General features: G+C 62.4%; 25 protein-coding genes and 2 tRNA genes. 15 read left to right on the forward strand and 12 right to left on the reverse strand.

The window, feature by feature from the left end:
* Positions 1-35: 35 nt before the first annotated feature.
* The gene (betI, locus tag AC0C6X_RS00535) at positions 36-623 is read left to right on the forward strand and encodes a choline-binding transcriptional repressor BetI (RefSeq protein WP_173515882.1); all 588 of its coding nucleotides are present in this window, start codon (positions 36-38) and stop codon (positions 621-623) included.
* A gap of 122 nt (positions 624-745) precedes the next feature.
* Here the strand turns inward: betI (AC0C6X_RS00535) and AC0C6X_RS00540 are convergent, their stop codons facing one another.
* The 3 genes from AC0C6X_RS00540 to AC0C6X_RS00550 form a co-directional block, all read right to left on the reverse strand.
* Positions 746-2,542 carry an EAL domain-containing protein gene (locus AC0C6X_RS00540; RefSeq protein ID WP_472951328.1) on the reverse strand — a complete coding sequence of 599 codons (1,797 nt, stop codon included), beginning with the start codon at positions 2,540-2,542 and terminating at the stop codon, positions 746-748.
* Between the two features lie 205 nt (positions 2,543-2,747).
* On the reverse strand, positions 2,748-3,197 hold the full coding sequence (locus AC0C6X_RS00545) for a DUF3995 domain-containing protein (RefSeq protein WP_210266414.1): 450 nt from the start codon (positions 3,195-3,197) through the stop codon (positions 2,748-2,750).
* A gap of 36 nt (positions 3,198-3,233) precedes the next feature.
* Positions 3,234-3,635, reverse strand: a complete 402-nt coding sequence (locus AC0C6X_RS00550) for a hypothetical protein (protein ID WP_173515880.1) — start codon at positions 3,633-3,635, stop codon at positions 3,234-3,236.
* Positions 3,636-3,718: 83 nt separating this feature from the next.
* On the opposite strand from AC0C6X_RS00550, the gene AC0C6X_RS00555 reads away from it, so the two are divergent.
* Positions 3,719-4,300, forward strand: a complete 582-nt coding sequence (locus AC0C6X_RS00555) for a TetR/AcrR family transcriptional regulator (protein ID WP_472951330.1) — start codon at positions 3,719-3,721, stop codon at positions 4,298-4,300.
* A 41-nt stretch (positions 4,301-4,341) separates the two neighbouring features.
* Here the strand turns inward: AC0C6X_RS00555 and AC0C6X_RS00560 are convergent, their stop codons facing one another.
* Positions 4,342-4,890 (reverse strand): HdeD family acid-resistance protein, encoded by a 549-nt coding sequence (locus AC0C6X_RS00560; protein WP_472951331.1) that lies wholly within the window; start codon positions 4,888-4,890, stop codon positions 4,342-4,344.
* Between the two features lie 146 nt (positions 4,891-5,036).
* On the opposite strand from AC0C6X_RS00560, the gene betI (AC0C6X_RS00565) reads away from it, so the two are divergent.
* The 4 genes from betI (AC0C6X_RS00565) to betA all read left to right on the forward strand — a co-directional run bounded on the left by betI (AC0C6X_RS00565) (position 5,037) and on the right by betA (position 10,535).
* Positions 5,037-5,654, forward strand: coding sequence for a transcriptional regulator BetI (betI, locus tag AC0C6X_RS00565; RefSeq protein ID WP_472951333.1), 618 nt, complete (start codon positions 5,037-5,039; stop codon positions 5,652-5,654).
* On the forward strand, positions 5,651-7,186 hold the full coding sequence (betC, locus tag AC0C6X_RS00570; RefSeq protein ID WP_472951335.1) for a choline-sulfatase: 1,536 nt from the start codon (positions 5,651-5,653) through the stop codon (positions 7,184-7,186). Before betI (AC0C6X_RS00565) ends, betC begins: the two co-directional genes overlap by 4 nt.
* Before the next feature lies 1 nt (position 7,187).
* Positions 7,188-8,651 (forward strand): betaine-aldehyde dehydrogenase, encoded by a 1,464-nt coding sequence (gene betB, locus AC0C6X_RS00575; RefSeq protein WP_472951337.1) that lies wholly within the window; start codon positions 7,188-7,190, stop codon positions 8,649-8,651.
* 234 nt (positions 8,652-8,885) lie between these two features.
* On the forward strand, positions 8,886-10,535 hold the full coding sequence (betA, locus tag AC0C6X_RS00580; protein WP_173515874.1) for a choline dehydrogenase: 1,650 nt from the start codon (positions 8,886-8,888) through the stop codon (positions 10,533-10,535).
* 3 nt (positions 10,536-10,538) lie between these two features.
* On the opposite strand, the gene AC0C6X_RS00585 is transcribed toward betA, so the two are convergent.
* Both AC0C6X_RS00585 and AC0C6X_RS00590 read right to left on the reverse strand, forming a co-directional pair.
* The gene (locus AC0C6X_RS00585; RefSeq protein ID WP_472951339.1) at positions 10,539-11,021 is read right to left on the reverse strand and encodes a DUF6644 family protein; all 483 of its coding nucleotides are present in this window, start codon (positions 11,019-11,021) and stop codon (positions 10,539-10,541) included.
* Entirely contained in the window at positions 11,018-11,407 is a 390-nt protein-coding gene (locus AC0C6X_RS00590) for a DUF6152 family protein (protein WP_472951341.1), read from the reverse strand. The genes AC0C6X_RS00585 and AC0C6X_RS00590 overlap by 4 nt, the downstream gene beginning before the upstream one ends.
* Before the next feature lie 768 nt (positions 11,408-12,175).
* Between AC0C6X_RS00590 and AC0C6X_RS00595 the strand changes: the two genes are divergently transcribed.
* The 4 genes from AC0C6X_RS00595 to AC0C6X_RS00610 all read left to right on the forward strand — a co-directional run bounded on the left by AC0C6X_RS00595 (position 12,176) and on the right by AC0C6X_RS00610 (position 15,768).
* Positions 12,176-12,934 carry a phosphoadenylyl-sulfate reductase gene (locus AC0C6X_RS00595; RefSeq protein WP_173515870.1) on the forward strand — a complete coding sequence of 253 codons (759 nt, stop codon included), beginning with the start codon at positions 12,176-12,178 and terminating at the stop codon, positions 12,932-12,934.
* Positions 12,935-12,978: 44 nt separating this feature from the next.
* Positions 12,979-13,932, forward strand: a complete 954-nt coding sequence (gene cysD / locus AC0C6X_RS00600) for a sulfate adenylyltransferase subunit CysD (RefSeq protein ID WP_173515869.1) — start codon at positions 12,979-12,981, stop codon at positions 13,930-13,932.
* Positions 13,932-15,437 carry a sulfate adenylyltransferase subunit CysN gene (cysN, locus tag AC0C6X_RS00605; protein ID WP_472951343.1) on the forward strand — a complete coding sequence of 502 codons (1,506 nt, stop codon included), beginning with the start codon at positions 13,932-13,934 and terminating at the stop codon, positions 15,435-15,437. Before cysD ends, cysN begins: the two co-directional genes overlap by 1 nt.
* Before the next feature lie 136 nt (positions 15,438-15,573).
* Positions 15,574-15,768: a hypothetical protein gene (locus tag AC0C6X_RS00610; RefSeq protein ID WP_173515867.1), complete on the forward strand. Its 195-nt coding sequence runs from the start codon at positions 15,574-15,576 to the stop codon at positions 15,766-15,768.
* A 20-nt stretch (positions 15,769-15,788) separates the two neighbouring features.
* Here the strand turns inward: AC0C6X_RS00610 and AC0C6X_RS00615 are convergent, their stop codons facing one another.
* On the reverse strand, positions 15,789-15,932 hold the full coding sequence (locus AC0C6X_RS00615) for a hypothetical protein (RefSeq protein ID WP_093232085.1): 144 nt from the start codon (positions 15,930-15,932) through the stop codon (positions 15,789-15,791).
* 467 nt (positions 15,933-16,399) lie between these two features.
* Between AC0C6X_RS00615 and AC0C6X_RS00620 the strand changes: the two genes are divergently transcribed.
* The gene (locus tag AC0C6X_RS00620; RefSeq protein ID WP_173514875.1) at positions 16,400-16,648 is read left to right on the forward strand and encodes a hypothetical protein; all 249 of its coding nucleotides are present in this window, start codon (positions 16,400-16,402) and stop codon (positions 16,646-16,648) included.
* A gap of 83 nt (positions 16,649-16,731) precedes the next feature.
* Here AC0C6X_RS00620 and AC0C6X_RS00625 read toward each other — a convergent pair whose 3' ends face one another.
* Both AC0C6X_RS00625 and AC0C6X_RS00630 read right to left on the reverse strand, forming a co-directional pair.
* The gene (locus tag AC0C6X_RS00625; protein ID WP_173518093.1) at positions 16,732-17,145 is read right to left on the reverse strand and encodes a hypothetical protein; all 414 of its coding nucleotides are present in this window, start codon (positions 17,143-17,145) and stop codon (positions 16,732-16,734) included.
* 251 nt (positions 17,146-17,396) lie between these two features.
* A tRNA-Pro gene (locus tag AC0C6X_RS00630) sits at positions 17,397-17,473 on the reverse strand.
* A 308-nt stretch (positions 17,474-17,781) separates the two neighbouring features.
* Between AC0C6X_RS00630 and AC0C6X_RS00635 the strand changes: the two genes are divergently transcribed.
* Positions 17,782-18,219, forward strand: coding sequence for a hypothetical protein (locus tag AC0C6X_RS00635; protein ID WP_173515865.1), 438 nt, complete (start codon positions 17,782-17,784; stop codon positions 18,217-18,219).
* Between the two features lie 66 nt (positions 18,220-18,285).
* Here AC0C6X_RS00635 and AC0C6X_RS00640 read toward each other — a convergent pair whose 3' ends face one another.
* Both AC0C6X_RS00640 and AC0C6X_RS00645 read right to left on the reverse strand, forming a co-directional pair.
* The gene (locus tag AC0C6X_RS00640) at positions 18,286-18,468 is read right to left on the reverse strand and encodes a YegP family protein (protein ID WP_173515864.1); all 183 of its coding nucleotides are present in this window, start codon (positions 18,466-18,468) and stop codon (positions 18,286-18,288) included.
* A 1,201-nt stretch (positions 18,469-19,669) separates the two neighbouring features.
* Positions 19,670-19,744 (reverse strand) — tRNA-Gln (locus AC0C6X_RS00645).
* 211 nt (positions 19,745-19,955) lie between these two features.
* Between AC0C6X_RS00645 and AC0C6X_RS00650 the strand changes: the two genes are divergently transcribed.
* The 3 genes from AC0C6X_RS00650 to AC0C6X_RS00660 are packed head-to-tail and all read left to right on the forward strand — an operon-like array spanning position 19,956 to position 21,648.
* Positions 19,956-20,252 (forward strand): cupin domain-containing protein, encoded by a 297-nt coding sequence (locus AC0C6X_RS00650; RefSeq protein WP_472951346.1) that lies wholly within the window; start codon positions 19,956-19,958, stop codon positions 20,250-20,252.
* A 17-nt stretch (positions 20,253-20,269) separates the two neighbouring features.
* Positions 20,270-21,193, forward strand: coding sequence for an MBL fold metallo-hydrolase (locus AC0C6X_RS00655; RefSeq protein WP_472951348.1), 924 nt, complete (start codon positions 20,270-20,272; stop codon positions 21,191-21,193).
* A 2-nt stretch (positions 21,194-21,195) separates the two neighbouring features.
* Positions 21,196-21,648: a thiol-disulfide oxidoreductase DCC family protein gene (locus AC0C6X_RS00660; protein ID WP_472951350.1), complete on the forward strand. Its 453-nt coding sequence runs from the start codon at positions 21,196-21,198 to the stop codon at positions 21,646-21,648.
* Positions 21,649-21,776: 128 nt separating this feature from the next.
* On the opposite strand, the gene AC0C6X_RS00665 is transcribed toward AC0C6X_RS00660, so the two are convergent.
* Positions 21,777-22,685: a DUF1499 domain-containing protein gene (locus AC0C6X_RS00665; RefSeq protein WP_472951352.1), complete on the reverse strand. Its 909-nt coding sequence runs from the start codon at positions 22,683-22,685 to the stop codon at positions 21,777-21,779.
* Positions 22,686-22,750 lie beyond the last annotated feature (65 nt).

A 22,750-nucleotide genomic window follows, 5' to 3' on the forward strand; every position in this document is an offset into this window, starting at 1 on the left:
AAGTTTGTCAATCTGAGAATCGTTTGGAGGCGACTATGCGATTGACGAGGATAAGTGAGATCAGGCGACGCGAGCTGCGCCGGGCGGCCTTCGAGGTGCTGCAAAAAGAAGGCATGGCCGGCGCGACGCTGGAGAAGGTGGCGATGCATGCCGGCGCCTCCAAAGGCATCGTGCTGCATTATTTCGCCAACAAACAGGAGCTCTTCGAACATGCGATGCGCGAGGCGAATGCCGCGCTGAAGGAAGCGGTGGTCGAACGGCTGAACCGGGCGCGCACGCCCCGCGAGCGGCTGGAGGCAATCATCGAGGCGAATTTCGAGGAACGCTTCTTCCAGCCCTCAGTCTGCCATGCCTGGCTTTCCCTCTGCGCCGAGGTGCCGCGCGAACCGCAACTCGCCCGAATCCAGAAGGTCATTCACGCCCGTATGCGCTCGAACCTTCTCTCCGCGCTGGCTCATCTGTTGCCGGAAGACGAATGCGAGGCCGCGGCGCTCGGCATCACATCATTGATCGACGGGTTATGGCTGCGGCTCGGCTTGCAATCGGGTGGACTGACGCGTGAGATGGCGCTCGCGCAGATGCGCGATTATCTCGCTCACCGCGTGCCTGCACTGGCGGGCTGAACTGGCCTGGAGATTAGATCGTTTCACTGTTTCATGGAAACAATGAAACGATCTAATCCTCTGAAATTACGCAATCCCGACGGAAAACCGTTTCACACTTTTCCTGGGAATTGCTCCAGATCTCAGCCCCCAAGCGCGTCCAGGACGAGCCCGGCCTCGCTGGTCTTGGCGCGGCACTTGATTTCGGCGATGCGGGCGCTGACGGCCTGGGCGTCGGAAAAGACGAAGCCTTCCGGCAGCCCGAGCACTGCGATCGAACAGCGCATCAGCGGAAATTCCTTCGGCGAGCCGTCGCGGCCGTAGCCGCTAATGCGCCCTTCCGCCTGATGCTCCGGCGAATAGAGCTGGCGCACGTCGGAACGGAAGTCGTCGAGCAGGCGGTTCAGCACCGCCTCCAGTTCCTCCACCGAGCAGCCGCTGACACCAACAAAGAAATCATCGCCGCCGACATGGCCGAGGAATTTTTCCTCGCCGATGAAGTGCCGGCGCAAGAGCGCGGCGAACAGCGTGATCGCGAGATCACCCTTCTGGAAGCCGTAGGTGTCGTTGAAGGGTTTGAAGTCGTCGAAGTCGCAATAGCAGAAGTAACGCGCCTGATCACCGTCGAGGATCGCGTCCTGGACGTAGTCGCGGATGGCGCGGTTGCCAGGCAGGCCCGTCAGCGGGTTCTGCTCCTGCGCCATCTTCAACTGCTTTTCGTTGATGATCTTCAGAAGCGACGAAGCCGAGAGCGTGCCGGCATAGCGCATGTCCTCCGTCAGGATCAGGCAGTCGCTGCCGTCCATGCCGGCAAAGATCTTCAGCATCTCGTCGGCGGGCGTATCGAGATCGGCGATCGGTGCCGGGCTGACGAAATGCGAAATGCGCCGCTGGTAGATCCTGTTCTTCAGGAGATCGCGGCCGAAGGGGTGATAGATCAGCTCCTTGACGTGATATTCGTGCAGGATGCCGCGCGGTTCGCCATTGGCGTTGAGCACCGGGAAGAAGCCCTGGCGCGGGTTCCGCCGGAAGAGATCGAAGACGGAATCGAGCTCGTCGCTTTCGCGCACCGTCGGGAGCTGCTCGATCTGCTTGCGAATCAAGATGCCGTCCAGCGAGGACGAAGAGCGTCTGCCGCTCACGCTCTGATCGAGATGCGGATAGGCAGGTAGAAGCTCGCTGAGATGTGTCGTCGGCCGGGCGACGTAATAGCCCTGCACGAGATCGCAGCCGAGATCGCGGCAGGTGAGAAACTCGGCCTCCGTCTCGACGCCCTCGGCGATGACGCGCGTGCCGAGCACATGGGCGGTGTTGACGGTATGGCGGACGAGATGACGTTTGCGGGCATCCGCTTCGATGCCGGAGATGAAATGCCGGTCGATCTTCACGTAATCGACCGGCTGATCGCAGAGCAGCTTCAACCCGTTGAAGCCGGCACCGAAATCGTCAATGGCGAGCTTGAAGCCGGCGAGCCGGAGATCGCGCACGAGCGCGGAGAAGTCCGGCATCTTGCCGCTGTCGAAACGCTCGGAAAGCTCGAAGCAGAGCGACGACGGGGCAATGTTGGCGCGCTTCAGGTGATTGACGAGCCGCTCGACGATATCGCCCTCGCCGCCGACAAGCCGCGAGTCGAAGTTGAGGAACAGGGTGCGAGCGGAATAATCGGGCAGCGTCGCGAAACCGGCGACGGCGCGGCTGTTGATCATGTGCTCGAGCGCCAGCAGTTGCCCTGCCTCCTCGGCCTTGTCGAGCAGTTCCAGCGGCGAGGCAAAGCCGAGCTTCTGGAAGCCGCGCATAAGCGATTCGTAGCCGAAGACGGTGCCGGTCGCCGCTTCGGCGATCGGCTGGAAGGCGCTCTCGATCACCAGCTTGGCGAGCGTAACGATCTGGTCGTCGCCGAACCGGCGCAGCGAGAGGATTTCGGCGGGGGCGGCGGACATGCCGGGCTCCAGAGGCTTAAGAACGGACGATCGGACGTCGGCAGCATGGCCGCCAAGAGTCAACGAAGTCTTTCCCCACTATGAAGCTTTGATGAAAGCTATGTGACAGCCGCAACCGCCCAAGACCAATCAAACCACTCTAATGAAATCAGTAGTTTCATGAGCAAGTCCTGTCACCAGTCAATGTCCGGCAGAAGACCAGTCTTCAGTTGGAAACGCGCCAGGCGAGAACGAGCAACGCCAGGTATCCGGCACCGATAGCCAAGCAGAGGGGACCGTAAATGCGGCGGTCGAGAGTCGCGAAGGGTTCGGTGCCGTGGCGTCGGCGAAAGGCCGTCGTGAAAGCCAACACCCCGCGGACGACAAAGATGGCCGCAAGGACGGCAAGCCCGCTATAGGCCAAGGTCGCGGGCAACGCGCCCGCCAAGACGGGCGTCACGGACAATGGCACGAGCGCTGCGGCGAAAATGAGCGCGGCGACGAGGAGCGTCAGCCAGACCGGCGGCATTACCGAGCGATGTTCTGTCCCGACCACTGTGCGCACCAGCGATGCCTCGTCGTCACAGGGCCAAAGCCCACCCAGTGCCCAATAGGCGTGCAGCCCGGCGATACCGGCAAGAACGAGGAAAAGCAGGATCGCGATCGCCGTCAACATGACTGGTACCTTGTTCGCCTGTTTGTGGAAGCCGCCTCAGGCGGCCATGGGTGATGCAGGCCTTGTGCCCGACCGCGCGCCGATCGCCGCGAATGCGGCCATGACGGCGAAGGCCACCCATTGCGGCGTGTTCCAGAGAGAGCCGAGATAAGCAAAACCATAGCCGATGAAGAGCGCCGCGTAGGCGAGATATTGCGCGATCACCGCACCTGCCAGGGGTGCGCGATAACGTCCGTTCACGGCGGCAAACAGTAGCGCCAGACTGTTGATCAGGAGGATGGCGCTCGTCGCGTGCCACAGAAGCGAGACATAGGTCTGCAGCAGCGGCGATGGGCTGCTTGCAAGCAGAGGCACATGCACTTCCGGCCCGCCGGCGAAGAGATGGATACCCGTTGTCACCAGGGACAGAACGCCCGCCGCCAGAAGCCATCTGTTCATGAGTTCATCTCCACGCGTCACCATACGGCAGCGTATGTACGCCATTAGGTTGCATTGGTCAATACGGTGGCGTATGGAAAGCCATGGCGACAAAAGACACCCTCACGAGCGATGACTGGATCAAGGCCGCCTTCCGAGCGCTGACAGAGGGCGGCGTGCAGGCGATACGGGCTGAAGCCATTGCTCGCGACCTGAACGTGAGCAAGGGTTCGTTCTATTGGCATTTCAGGGATGTGCCGGATCTGAAGGCGCAGATGCTTAGCCACTGGGCGCGCGAAGCAACCGAGGCCATCATCGCCGAGGTGGAGTCGCACGAGGTGCCGGCAGATAAGCAATTACGACTGCTGGTGGACTCCGCCACCAACGACCGCAACCTTGCCTATGGCGGCATGCTGACCGAAGGCGCAATTCGTGAATGGGCGCGTTTCGACGCCGCGGCCGCGACTATCCTCAAATCGGTAGACGAGCGGCGCATTGCCTATGTCGCCGATCTCCTCGGCCGTTGTGGATTTTCCTCAATCCGCAGCCGCAGCGGCGCCAATGCACTCTACGGCGCCCTGATCGGTCTCGAAGCCTTGGCCGCAGGTGGGCTTGCCGATCTTCGCGGTGACCTGCTCGGGCTGTTGGAGACGCTGCTTCGCAGCTGTGACGCCGGGGCAGAATGAGAAAAGTGCGTGTTTTCCACTCGCTTTGACAGCGTACGCTCCTAGCCCTTCGCCAGCACACCGAAGGCGATCAGTGACAGTCCCTGCATCACCAGGTCGACGGCCAGGAACAGGCCGAGGATCCACAGGCTGTTGACCGGCCAGCCGGCAGCGATGATCAGGCCAGCCGCGAGTGTGACCAGACCACCGAGCGCCACCCAGCCCCAGCCCTGCACCGGCCGGAGCTTGAGACCGACCCAGACGCGGAAGCAGCCGGCGATGATCAGCGCGATCGCCATCACGAAGGTCAGGAAGGACGAGGCGAGCAAGGGATTGATGAAGGCAAAAAGGCCGGCGATCGTGTAGCAGGCGCCGCTGAGGCCCCAGTAGAGCACGCTGTCCCAGCCCTTCACCTGAAAGGCGTGGGCGAGATTGAAAAGCCCGCCGATCAGCATGATCAATCCGACGTAATAGACCGAGGCGACGGTCGCCATCAGCAGGTTGCCGAAGGCGAGACCACCGCACATGATCAACAGCACGCCGAGTGCTACGAACCATCCCCATTTGCGGGCAACCGCCGTCTTGTCGGCCGGATCGAATGCATGGGTCATTTCAACCTCCAGTCCTTCGAGTCGCAAGATCGCTACCGCGATGATTGAGCCGCATTTCTCGGCAAAAGGAAAGCAAAAACACCGCAGATTTTTATTGATTGATGCATCAATCAAAAATAAACTGACTGACGTCAAGGGAGAGACGAATGCCGAAGGTCGGAATGGAACCGGTGCGCCGCAAGGCGCTGGTGGACGCAGCACTTCGCGTGATCGGCGACCAGGGCACGCTCGCCGTCACCATGTCCGAGATTGCCCGTCATGCCGGCGTCTCCCCAGCGCTTGCCCATCACTACTTCGGCAGCAAGGAACAGTTGCTGATCGAAACGATCCGCAGCCTTCTACGGCAATTGCGCGACGACACGGTGACGGCGCTTCACGCCGTGGCGAGCCCGCGCGAAAGGCTGAGCGCCCTTATCCGCGTCTCCTTCCAGGCGAGCCAATTCGCCCCGGATACGGTCGCCGCATGGCTCGCCTTCTATTCGGAAGCACAGCGATCGGAAGAGGTGCGGCGGCTACTGGTCGTCTATGCACGGCGCCTGCGCTCCAACTTGGTCGCGAGCCTCAAAGCGCTTTGTGCAGCCGATGACGCGGAACGCATCGCCGAGGGCGCTGCTGCGATGATCGACGGACTTTATATCCGCCAGAGTCTGCGCTCTGCGCCGGTCGGCATCGAAGCATCGATCGCGCTCACGGAAGACTATGTCGCCTCGCATATCGACCGGCTCAATCGCCAAGGCCCCAGCCACAAGGGAACGGCCGCATGACCGCAAGACCGAACATCCTGATCATCATGGTCGACCAGTTGAACGGAAAGTTCTTCCCGGACGGGCCGGCTGAGTTCCTGCATGCGCCGAACCTGAAGGCGCTTGCCGCCCGCTCGGCCCGTTTTCGCAACAACTATACCTCATCGCCGCTTTGCGCGCCGGCCCGCGCCTCCTTCATGGCCGGGCAATTGCCGAGCCGAACCCGCGTCTACGACAATGCCGCCGAGTATCAGTCCTCGATCCCGACCTATGCGCATCACCTGCGCCGCGCCGGCTACTACACCGCGCTGTCCGGCAAGATGCATTTCGTCGGACCGGACCAGTTGCACGGCTTCGAGGAACGGCTGACCACCGACATCTACCCGGCCGATTTCGGCTGGACGCCCGACTATCGCAAACCTGGCGAGCGCATCGACTGGTGGTACCACAATCTCGGCTCGGTCACCGGCGCCGGCGTCGCCGAGATCACCAACCAGATGGAATATGACGACGAGGTCGCCTTCCTCGCCAACCAGAAGCTCTACCAGCTCTCGCGCGAGAATGACGACGCGGACCGCCGCCCCTGGTGCCTGACCGTCTCCTTCACCCACCCGCACGACCCTTATGTGGCGCGCAAGAAGTTTTGGGACCTCTATGAGGGCTGCGAACATCTGCTGCCCGAGGTCGGCATGCTGTCGGAGGATCAGCAGGATCCGCATTCCAAGCGTATCATGCATTCCTGCGACTACGGCAATTTCAACCTGACGGAAGACAATATCCGCCGCTCGCGCCGGGCCTACTTCGCCAACATCTCCTATCTCGACGAGAAGGTCGGCGAGCTCATCGACACGCTGACGCGCACCCGCATGCTCGACGACACGCTGATCCTCTTCTGCTCGGATCACGGCGACATGCTCGGCGAGCGCGGCCTGTGGTTCAAGATGAACTTCTTCGAGGGCTCGGCCCGCGTGCCGCTGATGGTCGCCGGTCCGGGCGTTGCACCCGGCCTGCACCTGGCGCCGACCTCCAATCTCGACGTGACGCCGACGCTTGCCGATCTCGCCGGCATTTCCATGGACGAGGTGAAACCCTGGACCGACGGCATCAGCCTCGTGCCCATGATCAACGGCGAGGAGCGCAGCGAACCGGTGCTGATGGAATATGCGGCGGAAGCGTCCTACGCGCCGCTCGTCGCCATCCGCGAAGGCAAGTGGAAATATATCCACTGTGCGCTCGATCCGGACCAGCTCTACGATCTCGAGGCGGATCCGCTGGAACTCAAGAATCTCGCCGCCAATCCGGAAACGCCGGTGCAGGCGGCGACGCTGCAGGCCTTCCGCGACATGCGCGCCGCTCATTGGGACATGGACGCCTTCGATGCGGCCGTGCGCGAAAGCCAGGCGCAGCGCTGGGTGGTCTACGAGGCGCTCCGCAACGGCGCCTATTACCCATGGGATCACCAGCCGCTGCAGAAGGCATCCGAGCGCTATATGCGCAACCATATGAACCTCGACAATCTCGAGGAATCCAAACGCTATCCGCGGGGAGAATGACATGAAAGCCCAACCGCAAGCCTCGCACTTCATCGACGGCGAATATGTCGAGGACATCGCCGGCACCGTCATCGAGAGCATCTATCCGGCGACCGGCGAAGTGATCGCCCGGCTCTATGCGGCAACGCCCGCGATCGTCGAAAAGGCGATTGCGGCCGCCAAGCGTGCCCAGCCGGAATGGGCGGCGATGAGCCCGACGGCGCGCGGCCGTATCCTCAAGCGCGCCGCCGAGATCATGCGCGAAAGGAACCGCGAGCTCTCCGAGCTCGAGACGCTCGACACCGGCAAGCCGATCCAGGAGACGATCGTCGCCGATCCGACATCCGGCGCCGACAGCTTCGAATTCTTCGGCGGCGTCATCGCCACGGCGCTCAACGGCGATTACATCCCGCTCGGCGGCGACTTCGCCTATACCAAGCGCGTGCCGCTCGGCGTCTGCGTCGGCATCGGCGCCTGGAACTATCCGCAGCAGATCGCCTGCTGGAAGGGTGCACCGGCGCTTGCCGCCGGCAACGCCATGGTCTTCAAGCCCTCGGAAAACACGCCGCTCGGCGCGCTGAAAATCGCCGAAATTCTGATCGAGGCGGGCCTGCCGAAGGGTCTCTACAACGTCATCCAGGGTGATCGCTCAACCGGTCCGCTGCTCGTCAACCACCCTGACGTCGCCAAGGTGTCGCTGACCGGCTCGGTGCCGACCGGCAAGAAAGTGGCGGGTGCGGCCGCAGCCGAACTCAAGCATGTCACCATGGAACTCGGCGGCAAGTCGCCGCTGATCGTCTTCGATGATGCCGATCTCGAAAGCGCCATCGGCGGCGCCATGCTCGGCAATTTCTATTCGACCGGACAGGTCTGCTCCAACGGCACCCGCGTCTTCGTCCAGAAGGGCATCAAGGAACAGTTCCTGACGCGGCTCAAGGCCCGCACCGAGGCAATCGTCATCGGCGATCCTATGGACGAGGCGACGCAGCTCGGGCCGATGGTTTCCATGCCGCAGCGCGACAAGGTCTTTGCCTATATCGAGAAGGGCAAGGCCGAAGGGGCGCGGCTCGTCACCGGCGGCGGCATCCCGAATGCCGTCAACGCAGCCGGCACCTATATCCAGCCGACGGTCTTTGCCGACGTCACCGACGACATGACGATCGCCCGCGAAGAGATCTTCGGCCCGGTCATGTGCGTGCTCGACTTCGACGACGAAGCCGAGGTGATCGCGCGTGCCAATGCGACCGAGTTCGGGCTTTCGGCCGGCGTCTTCACCGCCGACATCACCCGCGCACACCGTGTCGTCGACCAGCTCGAGGCCGGCACGCTGTGGATCAACACCTACAATCTCTGCCCGGTGGAGATCCCCTTCGGCGGCTCGAAACAGTCCGGCTTCGGCCGCGAGAACTCGGTGGCGGCACTCAACCACTACAGCGAGTTGAAGACCGTCTATGTCGGCATGGGGCCGGTGCAGGCGCCTTATTGAGATTGGGGTTTGCCCCTCTCCTCGGGTTTAACCCGAGGACTGGCCCTCTTCCCGCTGGCGGGGAGAGGGGACGTGCCACACGAGCAGTTCGAGAGTGCGCAAAACGGTGCGGCAACGTCCCTTCGCCCCGCTTGCGGGGAGAAAGTGCCGGCAGGCGGATGAGGGGCGCATCTCCTCACCCGCGCGGATGACGGGCATGCCGAGGGGCAATCAGCTAGAAGAAAGACCACGCTTATGCAGGCAGATTACATCATCATCGGCTCCGGCTCGGCCGGTTCGGCGCTCGCCTATCGCCTTTCCGAAAACGGCAAGAATACCGTCATAGTGCTGGAATATGGCGGCTCGGACGTCGGTCCCTTCATCCAGATGCCGGCGGCGCTTGCCTGGCCGATGAGCATGAAGCGCTACAACTGGGGCTATCTCTCCGAGCCCGAGCCGAACCTCAACAACCGGCGCATCACCGCGCCGCGCGGCAAGGTGATCGGCGGTTCGTCGTCGATCAACGGTCTCGTCTATGTGCGCGGTCACGCGGAAGACTTCAACCGCTGGGAAGAACTCGGCGCGCGCGGCTGGGCCTATGCCGATGTGCTCCCCTATTTCAAGCGCATGGAGCATTCGCATGGCGGCGAAGCCGGCTGGCGCGGCACCGACGGGCCGCTGCACGTCAAGCGTGGTCCGGTGCATAATCCGCTGTTCCACGCCTTCATCAAGGCCGGAGAGCAGGCGGGCTTCGAGCTCACCGACGACTATAACGGCTCTAAACAGGAAGGCTTCGGGCTGATGGAGCAGACCGTCTGGCAGGGTCGGCGCTGGTCGGCGGCAAATGCCTATCTGAAGCCGGCGATGAAGCGCCAGAACGTCTCGCTCGTGCGCTGCTTCGCTCGCCGGATCATCCTTGAGAACGGCCGGGCGACCGGCGTCGAGATCGAACGCGGTGGCAAGATCGAGATCGTGAAGGCGAACCGCGAAGTGGTCGTCTCGGCGTCCTCGTTCAACTCGCCGAAGCTGCTGATGCTCTCGGGAATCGGCCCGGCTCAGCACCTGAAGGACATGGGCATCGAGGTGAAGGTCGACCGGCCGGGCGTCGGGCAGAACCTGCAGGACCATATGGAATTCTATTTCCAGCAGGTCTCGACCAAGCCGGTGTCGCTCTATTCCTGGCTGCCCTGGTTCTGGCAGGGGGTTGCCGGCGCGCAATGGCTGTTCTTCAAGAAAGGCCTAGGCATTTCCAACCAGTTCGAGGCCTGCGCCTTCCTGCGCTCCGCCCCCGGGGTCAAGCAGCCGGACATCCAGTATCATTTCTTGCCGGTGGCGATCAGCTATGACGGCAAGGCGGCCGCCAATACACACGGCTTCCAGGTGCATGTAGGCTACAACCTCTCGAAGTCGCGCGGCAACGTCACGCTGCGGTCATCCGACCCGATGGCCGACCCGGTCATCCGCTTCAACTATATGAGCCACCCGGAGGACTGGGAGAAGTTCCGCCACTGCGTGCGCCTGACCCGCGAGATCTTCAGCCAGAAAGCCTTCGACCACTATCGCGGTCCGGAGATCCAGCCGGGCGAGAAGGTGCAGTCGGACGAGGAGATCGACGCGTTCCTGCGCGAGCACCTGGAAAGCGCCTATCACCCCTGCGGCACCTGCCGGATGGGTGCGAAGGACGATCCGATGGCGGTCGTCGATCCGGAGACCCGCGTCATCGGCGTCGAGGGCCTTCGCGTCGCCGACAGTTCGATCTTCCCGCACGTCACCTACGGCAACCTTAACAGCCCCTCGATCATGACGGGCGAAAAGGCGGCCGACCACATTCTCGGAAAGCAGCCGCTCGCCCGATCGAACCAGGAACCGTGGATCAATCCGCGCTGGCAGGTGAGCGACCGCTAACGGCTATCCGACGAAGCCGATCCAGCGGCCGGCGAGCAACGCACCGAGCCACAGGATGAAGGAGGCCAGCGCCTGCACACGCAGGCGCTGGGCCATTGCTCCGCCTGCGATGGCGATTGACCAGCCACGACTCATACGGACCGAAAGCGCGTTCAACGTGCCGAGCGTCAGAAACGCGAGCTTGGTCAGAAATGCCGGATTGGCGAGATAGGCGGAAGGCCTGACGCTGAAGAGGCAAAGGCCGGTGACGACGGCCAGCGCGAGGCCAATCACGGCTCCCCGGGCAAGGAACGGGCCGAGCACCGTGACCGGCGCCTCTCCGACGAGACCGAGCAGCCTGAGGTCAAGCGGCAGAATGGCGCCGATGAGCAGGCCAATCGCCAGGATGTGGGCTGCGTTGACCAGCAGATAAAGAAGCGCCGAGCGTCTGAGCGCCGCGCCGACCGGCCAGCCGGCGATCCAATCGACGAGGTCCGCCGCGCTCATCCACCGGCCCGGATGCGTTCCGGATAGATGTCATAGGTCTTTCCGGCAACGGTGATGCGCACCGCCTTCATGCGCTTTTCGCTGGGGTCGAGCGAACGGTTGCCGAGAACGACGATCGCATCGCCTGCCTTGGCCGCCCCTTCGACGAAGCCGGAGCGCTCCGTCTGCCGGGGATTGCCGAGTTCGACGCGCCACATACCATCCGTGGTTGATTCCACCTGAAGGGTCGGATGCGGCGGCGCCATCGAGATCTCGCGAATGATGCCCTTGAGCTCGATCTGGTCGGCCTCGGCCCAGGACCAGCCGTGATGGGCGTAAGCGCCGGTTACCAGAAGCCCCGTCAGAATGACCGCGGCAACACCACGGTGCGATATGGCTTTCAACATCTGCCCGCTCCTTCGCCAGTTTCGAAGAGGCGGCAGCTTGAACCCGAAGAACGATTTGCGAAAGGACGTGGTCTTCAACACTTCTTGAGCGTCGCCATTCAACTGCCGCCTGCGGCAGCGATGACCAGGGGTTGCGCGAAACCATACTCAGCAGCTTGAAATTTCGCCGATGACGGCAGATCCGCCGCGTGATAACGCGTGCTCCATCCCGTCATCGTCATCACTCCCCTGCCAAGGCGAGCTCGCGTCCCGATGCCCATGCGGCCTTGTCCGCGGCATCGCCCGAGGATGATTTGCCTTGCGGGCAACCGCAGAACGTTATCATGACAATCAAGACACGACTGCTCGTGTGCTTGTCCCTGCTCGCCGTCGCCATGCTGATCATGATCGTCACGGCCTTCAATGCGATGACTTCGGTTGTGCGCCGTCTCGTACGGCCCCGGAGATCGCCGCCCCTCGCCTGCACGCGCCTTGAGCCGCAAGCTTCGCCTATCGCGGCGCTGCCACAGGAGGATGGTCGGGCTGAGTTTTGACGATCGATGCAAAGAAGGCGTGGACCGCCTGGATCGCGCCTTCCCGTGTCAAACGGTATCTATCACCGCAATTAAAGTATAAAATCTAGTAATTTACTAGTCTATATTCGGTTTTTCGCTGCCTTTCGTTCTGAGAGGCAGATTTGCTCCAAACAAAGAGCATTAGAAACCGCTATTTCTGTCCATTGCCGCATTGGGCTGCGATATTCCGACCAAGTTGGAACAGGACGCAGCCATGACCACGTCATCCCTCGAAACCACCGCCAAGGCACTGAACGAGACGCTCGAGGGCCTGGATCTCGCCGGTCGGCTGGCGCTTGTCGCAAGCCTTGACGGGCGGGCCGTCTTCACGACCTCGCTCGGCATCGAGGACCAAGTGATCACCGCGGTCATCGGCGAGAACAAGCTTTCCGTCGATGTCGCAACGCTGGAGACCGGCCGCCTGTTCAACGAGACGGTCGCCCTCATCGACAAGACGGAAGAAACCTACGGTATCCTGATCAAGCGCTATCATCCGGAGCAGGCCGACATCGACGCCTATGCGGCGCGCTACGGCCTCAACGGCTTCTATGAGAGCGTCGAGGCGCGGCATGCCTGTTGTGACGTGCGCAAGCTGAAGCCGCTTGCGCGCGCACTCGAAGGGGCAACCTTCTGGATCACCGGCCTGCGCCGCGGCCAGTCCGGCAATCGCGCCTCGACCCCATTTGCCGAGGCCGATCTCGACCGTGGCCTCATCAAGGTCAACCCGCTGGCAGACTGGGACATCGAGACCATCCGCGCTTACGTCGCCGCCAATGCCGTTCCGGTGAACCCGCTGCACGCGCGCGGCTATCCGTCGATCGGCTGCGAGCCCTGCACCCGCGCCATCAAGCCCGGCGAGCCGGAGCGCGCCGGACGCTGGTGGTGGGAGAACGACGAGAAGCGCGAATGTGGTCTGCACGTTCCGGAAGCCGCCGCCAGTTCCATCATCCCGAATTCGAGCAGCGCCGCCTGAGGGCTGGCGCGCTCCTCTGAAGACAAATCCTCCCGGAGACTGAAATGCCCCATACCCATCCGGAAACGGAACTGCATAACCCGCAGAGCACCAAGCCGCCGCTCGACCCGCATCTGAAGGCGTTGGAGAACGAGGCGATCCACATCTTCCGCGAAGTGGCGGCCGAGTTCGAGCGCCCGGTCATGCTCTATTCGATCGGCAAGGATTCCTCGGTGCTCTTGCATCTGGCGCGCAAGGCCTTTTACCCCGGCCGCGTGCCCTTCCCGCTGTTGCACGTCAACACCGGCTGGAAGTTCGCCGAGATGATCGCGTTTCGCGACGAGATCGTCGAGCGCTACGATCTCGATCTGATCGAGCACATCAATCCGCGCGGTGCCGCCGAGAACGTCACGCCGTTTTCCCACGGTTCGGCGCTCTATACCGACATCATGAAGACCGAGGCGCTGCGCCAGGCGCTCGACGCCGGCCAGTTCGATGCGGCCTTCGGCGGCGCACGGCGCGACGAGGAAGCAAGCCGCGCCAAGGAGCGCATCTACTCGTTCCGCACGCCTGACCATCGCTGGGATCCGCGCAACCAGCGTCCGGAACTCTGGAACGTCTACAACGGCATGATCCGCAAGGGTGAAAGCGTGCGCGCCTTCCCGCTGTCCAACTGGACCGAGGTCGACATCTGGCGTTACATCCAGGCCGAGGACATTCCGATCGTACCGCTCTACTTCGCTGAGAAGCGGCCGATCGTCGAACGCGACGGCATGATGATCCTTGCCGAGGATCCGCGCCTCGAACTGTTGCCGGGCGAGACCAAGCGCGAAGAAGTGATCCGCTTCCGCACGCTCGGTTGCTTCCCGCTGACCGGCGCTATCCGCTCGAACGCCACGACGCTCGACGACATCATCTCCGAACTCGAAACCGCGACCGTTTCCGAACGCCAGGGCCGCGCCATCGACCGCGACCAGTCCGGCTCGATGGAAAAGAAGAAACGCGAAGGATATTTCTGATGACTGCACCCGCAACCGCGAATGCCGTTCAGGACGTTGCTGCCGGCGAGGTCCTCGCCTTCCCGGCGCAGGAGTCGGCGCGCGCCACCCGTGACAGCCGCCCGCTTCGCCTCATCACCTGCGGCTCGGTCGACGACGGCAAGTCGACATTGATCGGCCGCCTGCTCTGGGACACCAAGGCGGTCAAGGAAGACCAGGCGGCGACGCTGCAGCGCGATTCCAACGGCAAGCAGAACGATCTCGGTCTGCCCGACTTCGCGCTGCTGCTCGACGGCCTGCAGGCCGAGCGCGAACAGGGCATCACCATCGACGTCGCCTATCGCTATTTCTCGACCGACAAGCGCTCCTTCATCGTCGCCGACACGCCCGGCCACGAGCAATATACCCGCAACATGGCAACCGGCGCCTCGACCGCCGACCTCGCCGTGCTGCTCGTCGACGCCCGCGTCGGCCTGCTCGAGCAGACCCGCCGGCATGCGACGATCGCGACGCTGATGGGCATCAAGCAGTTCGTGCTGGCGGTCAACAAGATCGACCTGACCGACTACGACCGCGCCCGTTTCGAGCAGATCAGCCACGAGTTCAAGGAATTGGCGCTGTCGCTCGGTGTGCGCCAGGTCACGGCGATTCCGGTCTCGGCACTGAAGGGCGAAAACGTCGTCTATGACGGCAGCGCCTCAATGCCGTGGTACGAGGGCCCGACGCTGATCGAGGTGCTGGAACTGGCAACGACACGCTCGGCCCAGACCGTCGGTTTCCGCCTGCCGGTACAGCGCGTTTCACGCCCGGGCGAAAGCTTCCGCGGCTATCAGGGCACGGTTGCCGGCGGTTCGGTGAAGCCCGGCGACAGCGTCGTCATCCTTCCCTCCGGCATGGTCGCCAACGTGACCAAGATCGTCACCTTCGACCTCGTGCGCAACGCCGCCGTTGCCGGCGACGCGATCACGCTCGTGCTCGACCGGCAGGTCGACGTGTCGCGCGGCGACATGATCGTGGCGATCGACAGCCAGCCGCTGACCGGCCTGGCCTTCGACGCACAGCTCGTTGCCCTGCAGCCGGAAGGCATCCAGCCGGGCAAGCGCTACTGGCTGAAGAGCGGCAGTCGCCGCCAGCGCGTCCAGGTTCAGCCCATCAGCCAGCTCGACCTCAAGAGCGGCAAGTGGAACCACGCCGAGCAACTGCCGATGAACGCCATCGGCAAGGTGCATCTCGCCTTCGACGAGCAGGCGATCTTCGACAGCTACGAGCAGAACCGCACCACCGGTGCCTTCATCCTGATCGACCCGGACACCAACAATACGGTGGCCGGCGGCATGATCACGGCGAAGCGTTCGGCGCTCGGCGGCATTCACACGGAAGACGCCCGCGTCATCCTCTCGCTGCCGGCCGACCTCGCCGATCAGTTGATGGCGACCGAACTGTTCTCGAGCCGCCGCGAGGAGGCCGAAGTCCGGCGTGTAAGCGCCGGCAAGGCAATCGAGATCATCGACGACATCGACGGCTGACCGACAGCCGCAACAGATAGCAAAAAGGGGCCTGGTCGAGGCCCCTTTTTGTTGCTTGAACGGCGACCGCTCCCGGACGCGTTGGCCTTTGCAACCTGCTCTTCCGCCCTATCTCCCGCTGCATGGGAGAAGCGCCATGAAGACGGAACATCAAGGCGAAGATGCGCGGCCGAAAGGCTTTCGCGGGCGCATGATATCGATCCAGGCATTTGCGCGGAAATATCGGCTCGATGCGGAGGAGGCCGAGCGGCTGGAGGACCAGTTCGGTCCGGCCGCCGGCGAAATCGATCTATTGCAGGCGGCCCGGCGCAACGGCATGCCGGAGGAGTGATCCCCTGCCGGCATTCATCATCAAAGCTGCTGCTCGATCGCCGGGAGAACCATCGTCAACGGCGCAGGCTCGGCGTGCTGCCAAAGTTGATAGCCGACGACGCTGCCAAGGATGGCAGTCCATATGGCGATCTCGCGAAAGGTGAAGATCGGTTCCTTCAACATCTGAGCCTCTCGGGCAAGAACAAGTGTTGAGGGGAATATCGCCCTGATTGTTCACGCTGATAAGACGCCAATCCGTGAACAGGTCGTTTCAACGTGAACAATAAAACGGCGCGCATCGCTCGCGTAAGAGGGAATCGTCCGGGGTGGAGGGCCGCCTGGCACGGCCCCGGCCCGCTTCTCTGCAGCAGGCTGGCATGACGCCCTGGAGTCCTCACCGTCCCAAAACGGGACAGGGCAGGCAATCGCTTCACCCTGACCCGAAATCGCACAGATCGCACCTTTTCATCCGTCTGCGCATTCGTAAGTTGGCGCGTCGATCATGAGGATCGATAGGGCTGTTTCACCGTTTCTGGACGTCGTGGGACAGTCCGCCTGACCGTGAGCCGGCAGCGAGGACGCCGCCCGGCACGCACAGTCCCGGGACTCTCCACGGTACAGCGATCCCTGATCTGACACGGGCGGTAGCGATGGACAGAACCAACCTCTCCGGCGTATCTGGACGACTTTCGCGCAACGATGCGCCGAATCAGGGAGACGAGAAGGTGAGCACGGACAGGCAACCGGAAACCACCGTGAAGGTCGAGAAACGCATCGACGGCAAATGGTGCTTCGTCATCACGTATCGCGGCGTCACCTATCCCGCCCAGGGCAATTTCACGTCGATGCTGCAAGCGCAGGCCGCTGCGCAATCGGCGCTAAAGGCACTCGAGAGGTAGCGCCGACAAGCGGACGGAGCGTTTCCAGGTCGATCATGGAAACGCTCTCCTGTCCCTACCTGTGCGCCGCGCCCGCCTGGTCCTTACTCGACTGCGGAGCGGATGATGTTGCAGAGCCCCTCCTGCACCACCTGTTTGGTGGCCACTTGCCCCACCTGAATATCGAACATCGCATCAACCCGCGTACCCGAACCACGCTTGCGGGCAACGACGCGCAGCGTCTGCAGCCGTCCGGAGCCGGCAGTATCCTGATAGGCCTCGATGGTGCCCAGCGACTTGTTGACCTCGATCCCCGAAAACCCTTCCGCAGCGACACCGCGCGCCATCCGCTGCAAGGCGGTCTCGGGCTTCAGCTTCGGAAACTCCTGCCAGGTCTTGTAATAGACCGGCGTCACCAACGGCACGCCCGAGGCCTTGAAATTCTTCTCGCAGCTCTGCGCAACGGCCACCGAATGGCCGGCCATAAGCAGAATCGCCGCAACGGATAGGTGCTTGATCGACATTCCCGTTCCTCGTCGTCATTGATCGAATGACGGGAACCTAGAGCCTTCGCTTGCGCGCAGACAGGTCGACCCAGGCGCGAATACACGGCTATTCGACAAACGGCTTGGAGGAAGCGACGAACGACTGAGGCTGGTGGGTGAGAAGGTGAAGGATCGACGCCGAACGAGGGGGCAAAGATCAGGCGCAATCGGTCCGCCGCGGGGGCGGAATACATCAGAGCATATGTCTAAGGGATTGATTCGGCTGGTCGGAGTGGCGTGATTCGAACACGCGACCCCCACGTCCCGAACGTGGTGCGCTACCAGACTGCGCTACACTCCGTGACCAGCGGCGCCTCTATAGAACAGGCATTTTGATTTCACAAGCGCCTATCTCGAAAAACCTTGCACCTTTTTCAAAAAATTTGTGACGGTGGAAAACTCGTGCGGAAATTGCCCGCCAGCGGTGCCTGGAGACGCACCCGATAGGGACTTTGTGCAACGCTTCCTATTTTCCTGAAATGCAAGGCGCGGCGTGGATTTCCTTTCGCTTGGTTTGGCGCTAGAGGCACAACGGAAAGCGTGGAAACCTAGGGGATACGGGCCTCCGCGCCATGCCTATTTCAGAACGAGAGCCAAAGGGACAGAAACATGAACTTCCGCATGATGACGGTGGCGGGCGTTGCGCTCATGCTCGCCAGCTGCACGACGACAACGACTGGGATCAGCAGGAACGCGGTCGAGGCCCGTTGGCTGGGTCAGCCGGCCGGCGGCTTCTTCGCTCAATACGGTCCGCCGATCTCCGACGTCGAAAGCGGCAGCTCCACCGTCTACAGCTGGAAGGGCGGCTACAAGACCCGCAAGATTCCGGCGCAGTACGAAACCACCAAGGACGGCAAGCGAGGCAAGCGCCTCTCGTCGGCCCGCACGGAGTATCTGAGCTGCTCTGTCCAGCTCACCGTCTCGTCCGACTATGTCATCCGCTCGATCCGCATTGCCGGCGACCACAAGCGTGCCGATGGCCCGAGCTGGTGCGAAGAGTTCCTGGGCGCCCCGGCCCAGACCAAGCCGGCGGCAACCGCAGGCTGAGCTCCAGGTAACAAAAAACCCGCCGGTGAAAATCGGCGGGTTTCGTCTAGGAGAGTGTGGTCGAACTCAGCTCGTGCTGTTGTCTTCGACGGGCGCGTCTGGACCGTTCTTCTTGATTGAGTCGATGGCGTTCTGTGCGCTGGCCTTGGTCTTGTAGCCCTCGGTCGAGAACATCACTTCGCTGTTGTACTTGAAGCGAACCCGGTATTCACCAGCCTTGTCTTTGTAGATTTCGAATTTGTGAGCCATCTTCTCCCTCATACAAGTAGGAATCACCGTAGTTAGCGTGTCAGTTGCAGCGCGACTTGACAAGAGCGCAAGTAGAGTCGGCGCGCGCTGGGCCGTGTCCGATCGGATGATTGAAGAACGTCGCTGCAGTGCCTGAAGCCCCCTAGCTACCTTGAGCAGATGAATAACGACGGTTGAAGGGTGCCTGACCCGGTGCCGCGAGAACTGACGAAGGGCGACACCCGCAGCCACGCAGAAGCGGCAAAGCAAAAGCACACTGCCGTTGCTGAATTTCTCCAGATTATCGAAGCTGCGCCGACTGGACGTGCACCCTCTCCTTAGGAACTGCTTTTGGTATTGCTGCCCTCCGCTGAGTCTTGCCGGAAGTTTTCTGCGGGGTAACAGTCGGCTTTTCACGCTCCATAAACAGGCACGACGTGATCCGATCTATATCTACAGCGCCGCGCGTCTTATGAGACGCGCAAAGGTCGCTGTAGCTGCATGTCTCTGTCCTTAAATCGAGAACGATTTAAGGAGACATGCAGTCGCGCCGAATCACGGGCGTTCCCCTGTACAAAACTCTTTCCCTGAATTCTTGAAGTATTACTGCGAAATCTAGCCGGTTGCGTTCGTGAATATCACTGATAATATATGTCCGTTATTTTAACTTAAGTATAATTAGGTGGATCATGTCGAAAGATAATACAAAGGAATTAGAAAATACCCCCGAAGAATTGACATCAGAAGCTGAAGCCCGCCGAAATTTTCTCATGAAGGCTGGGCGTTTTGCCGCTGTAACCCCTCCGACCATAACCCTACTGCTTGGCACAAGCTTAAATTCGCGCGCCATTGCCAAGTCCAGCGGGGGAGGCCCGCGTGGTCATGGAGGCGGAGGCAAGACCAATGGTCAGCCCAGCCTTCCAATTCCCTTGAACATTTCGCCTCCCGTTTCCAAATCGGTGAACAGAGCGCCGACTTGGACACAAAGGGAAGACCGCTATTCTCGGGAAAACAGCGACAGCAGGTCATCGCACAACCGCTGGTGAAGACCGCCCTAAACAAGAAATCGCCCGGCGCGGCGTCTCGGAGATGTCCCCGACCTCTCCCGCCTTGTGGCCGCAGAGGCGAACCGTTGGATAGAAAAACTGAGCGCACTCGTTGCGGCGCATGGCGAGGCGCGCGCCTTCATGTAAGTGATCGAAGTTATCTACTTGAAAACAGATGGCTGGGGCGCCAGGATTCGAACCTGGGAATGCCGGTACCAAAAACCGGTGCCTTACCGCTTGGCGACGCCCCAACAGATTGACGGGACGATAGGTCCGCCAAATCGAGCGCCTGATTATCAAAGCTCGCCGCCGGTCACAATCACTAAGTTGGCACTAAGTTGAATTTTCGGCGGATTTGTTGCGCCTTGTGCAAAAGGCAGTCCGGCTCCCCAACATGGGTCGCGCATGCGCCCTTCCCTTCGCCGACCGCACCTCCTATTGTCCCGGCGAATGGAGAATGCCATGAGCCAGTTTCGCGCCCGTCCCCCTGCCGTTCCGAGCGTGCTCGTCGATGACGCGGTTGTCAGGATCACACGCTGGGATTTCGAGCCCGGCGCCGGCACGGGCCATCATGTGCACGGCCTCGGCTATGTCGTCGTGCCGATGACCGATTGCCAGTTCCTGCTCGAAGAAGAAACGGGCAGCCGCCGCGTCGATATCGCCAAGGGGGCTGCCTATCGCCGCGAGGCCGGCGTGGCGCACAATGTCGTCAATGCCGGCAGCGAGCCGATGTCGTTCATCGAGATCGAGTACAAGTGAAAGCCAGGAAGAAACGCATGCAGGGGCCAGACTTCGATCTCGATTTCAAGCCGGCCCATGGCGCGGCCGTGACGGTGGCGGACGACGTGCAGCGCATCACCGTCAACAATCCCGGCCCCTTCACCTTTCAGGGCACCAACAGCTATATCGTCGGCAAGCGCTCCGTTGCCGTCATCGACCCCGGCCCGGATGACGAAACGCATTTTCAGGCGCTGATGGCGGCGCTGGCCGGCCGCGAGGTCACCCATATCGCCGTCAGCCATACGCATCGCGACCACTCGCCGCTCGCCCGGCGGCTGAAGGCCGCAACCGGCGCGCTGATCGTGGGCGAAGGCCCGCACCGCTCCGCCCGCCCCCTGCATATGGGCGAAACCAATCCCTTTGCCGAAAGTTCGGACATGGAGTTTGCACCCGATCTCGTGCTTGCCGATGGCGCGCGCGTCGAGGGCGATGGCTGGAGCCTGACGGGGTTGACCACTCCGGGCCATACGGCCAACCACATGGCCTTCGCGCTCGATGGCACCGGCATTCTCTTTTCCGCAGACCACGTGATGGCCTGGGCGACGACGATCGTCGCACCGCCGGATGGGGCCATGGCGGACTACATGGCCTCGCTCGAGAAGCTGCTTTACCGCGACGACCATCTCTACCTGCCCGGCCACGGCGGGCCGGTGACCGAGCCGGCCTCCTTCCTTCGGGGCTTGCGCGCCCACCGCAAGATGCGCGAGCGCGCCGTGCTCGAACGCATCCGTGCCGGCGACAGTCGGATTCCTGATATGGTCAAGGTCATCTATGCCTCCACCGATGTCCGGCTGCATGGGGCCGCCGCGCTCTCGGTCCTTGCGCATCTCGAAGACCTGATCGAGCAAGGACGGGTCGAGACCGACGGGCCGCCCTCGCTCCTCGGCACTTACCGGCTGGCGCCCGGCGGAGCCGGCTGATCATGCGGCGGGCGGCCTACAGCTATCGCAGCGATGCCTCTGTGCCTGCCTTTGCCGATGACAAACCGGTGATCATTTTCGACGGTGAATGCATCCTCTGTTCCGGCTGGGTGCGTTTCCTGCTTCGCCATGACCGGCGTGCGCAGTACCGCTATCTCACGGCGCAGTCACCGATTGGCCAGGCGCTCTACCGGCATTACGGGCTCGATGCCAGCAGCTTCGAAAGCAACCTCCTGATCGAGGACGGCGTAGCCCGATTCAAATCCGACGGATCGATCCGAACGCTCGCGCGGCTGGGCCTGCCATGGTCGCTGGTGAATGTCTGCCGTATTCTGCCCGCTGCCCTTCGCGACCCGCTTTATGATCTCGTTGCGAAAAACCGCTATCGCATCGCGGGGCACCGTCAGAGCTGCATGGTGCCGACGCCTGAGGAGCGTGGGCGCTTCATCGCATGAATCCTGGGCGAATGGCAGAGTTTCCACCAGCAGATCCTCGGACGCGATTGGGATCCCTTGCCATCGCCGCATTCGATGGTCGCGGCGCCGTTGTGCGCGACTGACGCCACCTGCCGGCTCGATGCTGATCAGTCGCCGGCGATGCCGAGCAGCTCGGCATCGAGCGCCCGCAGGAATTGGTCGGCAAACGCTGCCCCCATGCCGAGGTCGTGCGGACCGTAGCGGGAGGCAACGCGCAGGTCGACGAAGGTCGTCTCGGCCTCTTCGCGCAGCCGTATCAACACATCGAAACGAAAGCCGGCAATCAGCGTGCGCCATTCGCCCTGGAGCACGACGTCGCTGGCGCGCCGTCCCGCAAGCGCGCCTTCGAGCGAGAGTTCCGGCCGCGCCGCCGGCACCGGGACGTTTTCCGGCTCGACCGTCGTCTCCGCCCCGGCATTCGGTCGCACGGTCAGGTCCTCGAGATCGGCGCGGGCGTTTTCGACGCCAAGCTCCTCGGTGATGCCAACGCGGTTCTGTTCGATGACGGTGCGCACGCCCTGGTAAACGCGGTCGAGCGCGCCATCATAGCGCCGGCCGGTGAGGCCCGGATAGGCAAGGATCTGCGCTTCCCGGTCCTCGGGCGTTACGGCGTCCTTGCGTTTCAGCCAGCTCTCTTCGGTCTGCGGCACCTCGAGCCATGGCGGCGGCGTCACCGTATCGGTGCTGACATCGTAGATCGCCGGGCGGGTCAGATATTGCACGGCGCCGAAACCGATGAAACCGAGCGCCGGCGCGGCGTAAACGAGGGCCGCAGCCGACGCGAGACCACCGATCGCAGCAACCTGCCAGAGGCGGGCAAGGCCGACGACGGCAAGCAATACGCCAAGCAGCGCAAAAACGCCGGACAGGCCGACGAGAGCCATGAAATGCGGTGTCGTCAGTGGCCCGAAGCGGTGGGCGAGCAGCGAGAGCGCGAAGAGTACGAAGGAGACACGGGCGAAACGACGCGCCCAGTGGGCGGCATAGGAATAGGGACGCTCGTACCGGATCATCATGTAGTTGAATCAATCCCCTGCCGCGAAACAGACCGCATTCTTAGACCATGCCCCGAGCCGTGAAA

It is taken from the genome of Ensifer sp. VA4 (assembly GCF_055710065.1).

Bases quoted from the DNA above. Each gene is read 5' to 3' on its own strand.
- betB (WP_472951337.1), top strand. From the start codon at position 7,188: ATGAAAGCCCAACCGCAAGCCTCGCACTTCATCGACGGCGAATATGTC.
- AC0C6X_RS00610 (WP_173515867.1), top strand. From the start codon at position 15,574: ATGAAGACGGAACATCAAGGCGAAGATGCGCGGCCGAAAGGCTTTCGC.
- AC0C6X_RS00545 (WP_210266414.1), bottom strand. From the start codon at position 3,197: ATGTTGACGGCGATCGCGATCCTGCTTTTCCTCGTTCTTGCCGGTATC.
- betI (WP_472951333.1), top strand. From the start codon at position 5,037: ATGCCGAAGGTCGGAATGGAACCGGTGCGCCGCAAGGCGCTGGTGGAC.
- AC0C6X_RS00655 (WP_472951348.1), top strand. From the start codon at position 20,270: ATGCAGGGGCCAGACTTCGATCTCGATTTCAAGCCGGCCCATGGCGCG.
- AC0C6X_RS00560 (WP_472951331.1), bottom strand. From the start codon at position 4,890: ATGACCCATGCATTCGATCCGGCCGACAAGACGGCGGTTGCCCGCAAA.
- AC0C6X_RS00585 (WP_472951339.1), bottom strand. From the start codon at position 11,021: ATGAGCGCGGCGGACCTCGTCGATTGGATCGCCGGCTGGCCGGTCGGC.
- AC0C6X_RS00615 (WP_093232085.1), bottom strand. From the start codon at position 15,932: ATGTTGAAGGAACCGATCTTCACCTTTCGCGAGATCGCCATATGGACT.
- betC (WP_472951335.1), top strand. From the start codon at position 5,651: ATGACCGCAAGACCGAACATCCTGATCATCATGGTCGACCAGTTGAAC.
- AC0C6X_RS00550 (WP_173515880.1), bottom strand. From the start codon at position 3,635: ATGAACAGATGGCTTCTGGCGGCGGGCGTTCTGTCCCTGGTGACAACG.
- cysD (WP_173515869.1), top strand. From the start codon at position 12,979: ATGCCCCATACCCATCCGGAAACGGAACTGCATAACCCGCAGAGCACC.
- AC0C6X_RS00620 (WP_173514875.1), top strand. From the start codon at position 16,400: ATGGACAGAACCAACCTCTCCGGCGTATCTGGACGACTTTCGCGCAAC.
- AC0C6X_RS00640 (WP_173515864.1), bottom strand. From the start codon at position 18,468: ATGGCTCACAAATTCGAAATCTACAAAGACAAGGCTGGTGAATACCGG.
- betA (WP_173515874.1), top strand. From the start codon at position 8,886: ATGCAGGCAGATTACATCATCATCGGCTCCGGCTCGGCCGGTTCGGCG.
- AC0C6X_RS00660 (WP_472951350.1), top strand. From the start codon at position 21,196: ATGCGGCGGGCGGCCTACAGCTATCGCAGCGATGCCTCTGTGCCTGCC.
- AC0C6X_RS00635 (WP_173515865.1), top strand. From the start codon at position 17,782: ATGAACTTCCGCATGATGACGGTGGCGGGCGTTGCGCTCATGCTCGCC.
- AC0C6X_RS00595 (WP_173515870.1), top strand. From the start codon at position 12,176: ATGACCACGTCATCCCTCGAAACCACCGCCAAGGCACTGAACGAGACG.
- AC0C6X_RS00665 (WP_472951352.1), bottom strand. From the start codon at position 22,685: ATGATGATCCGGTACGAGCGTCCCTATTCCTATGCCGCCCACTGGGCG.
- AC0C6X_RS00650 (WP_472951346.1), top strand. From the start codon at position 19,956: ATGAGCCAGTTTCGCGCCCGTCCCCCTGCCGTTCCGAGCGTGCTCGTC.
- AC0C6X_RS00555 (WP_472951330.1), top strand. From the start codon at position 3,719: ATGGCGACAAAAGACACCCTCACGAGCGATGACTGGATCAAGGCCGCC.
- AC0C6X_RS00590 (WP_472951341.1), bottom strand. From the start codon at position 11,407: ATGTTGAAAGCCATATCGCACCGTGGTGTTGCCGCGGTCATTCTGACG.
- betI (WP_173515882.1), top strand. From the start codon at position 36: ATGCGATTGACGAGGATAAGTGAGATCAGGCGACGCGAGCTGCGCCGG.
- AC0C6X_RS00540 (WP_472951328.1), bottom strand. From the start codon at position 2,542: ATGTCCGCCGCCCCCGCCGAAATCCTCTCGCTGCGCCGGTTCGGCGAC.
- cysN (WP_472951343.1), top strand. From the start codon at position 13,932: ATGACTGCACCCGCAACCGCGAATGCCGTTCAGGACGTTGCTGCCGGC.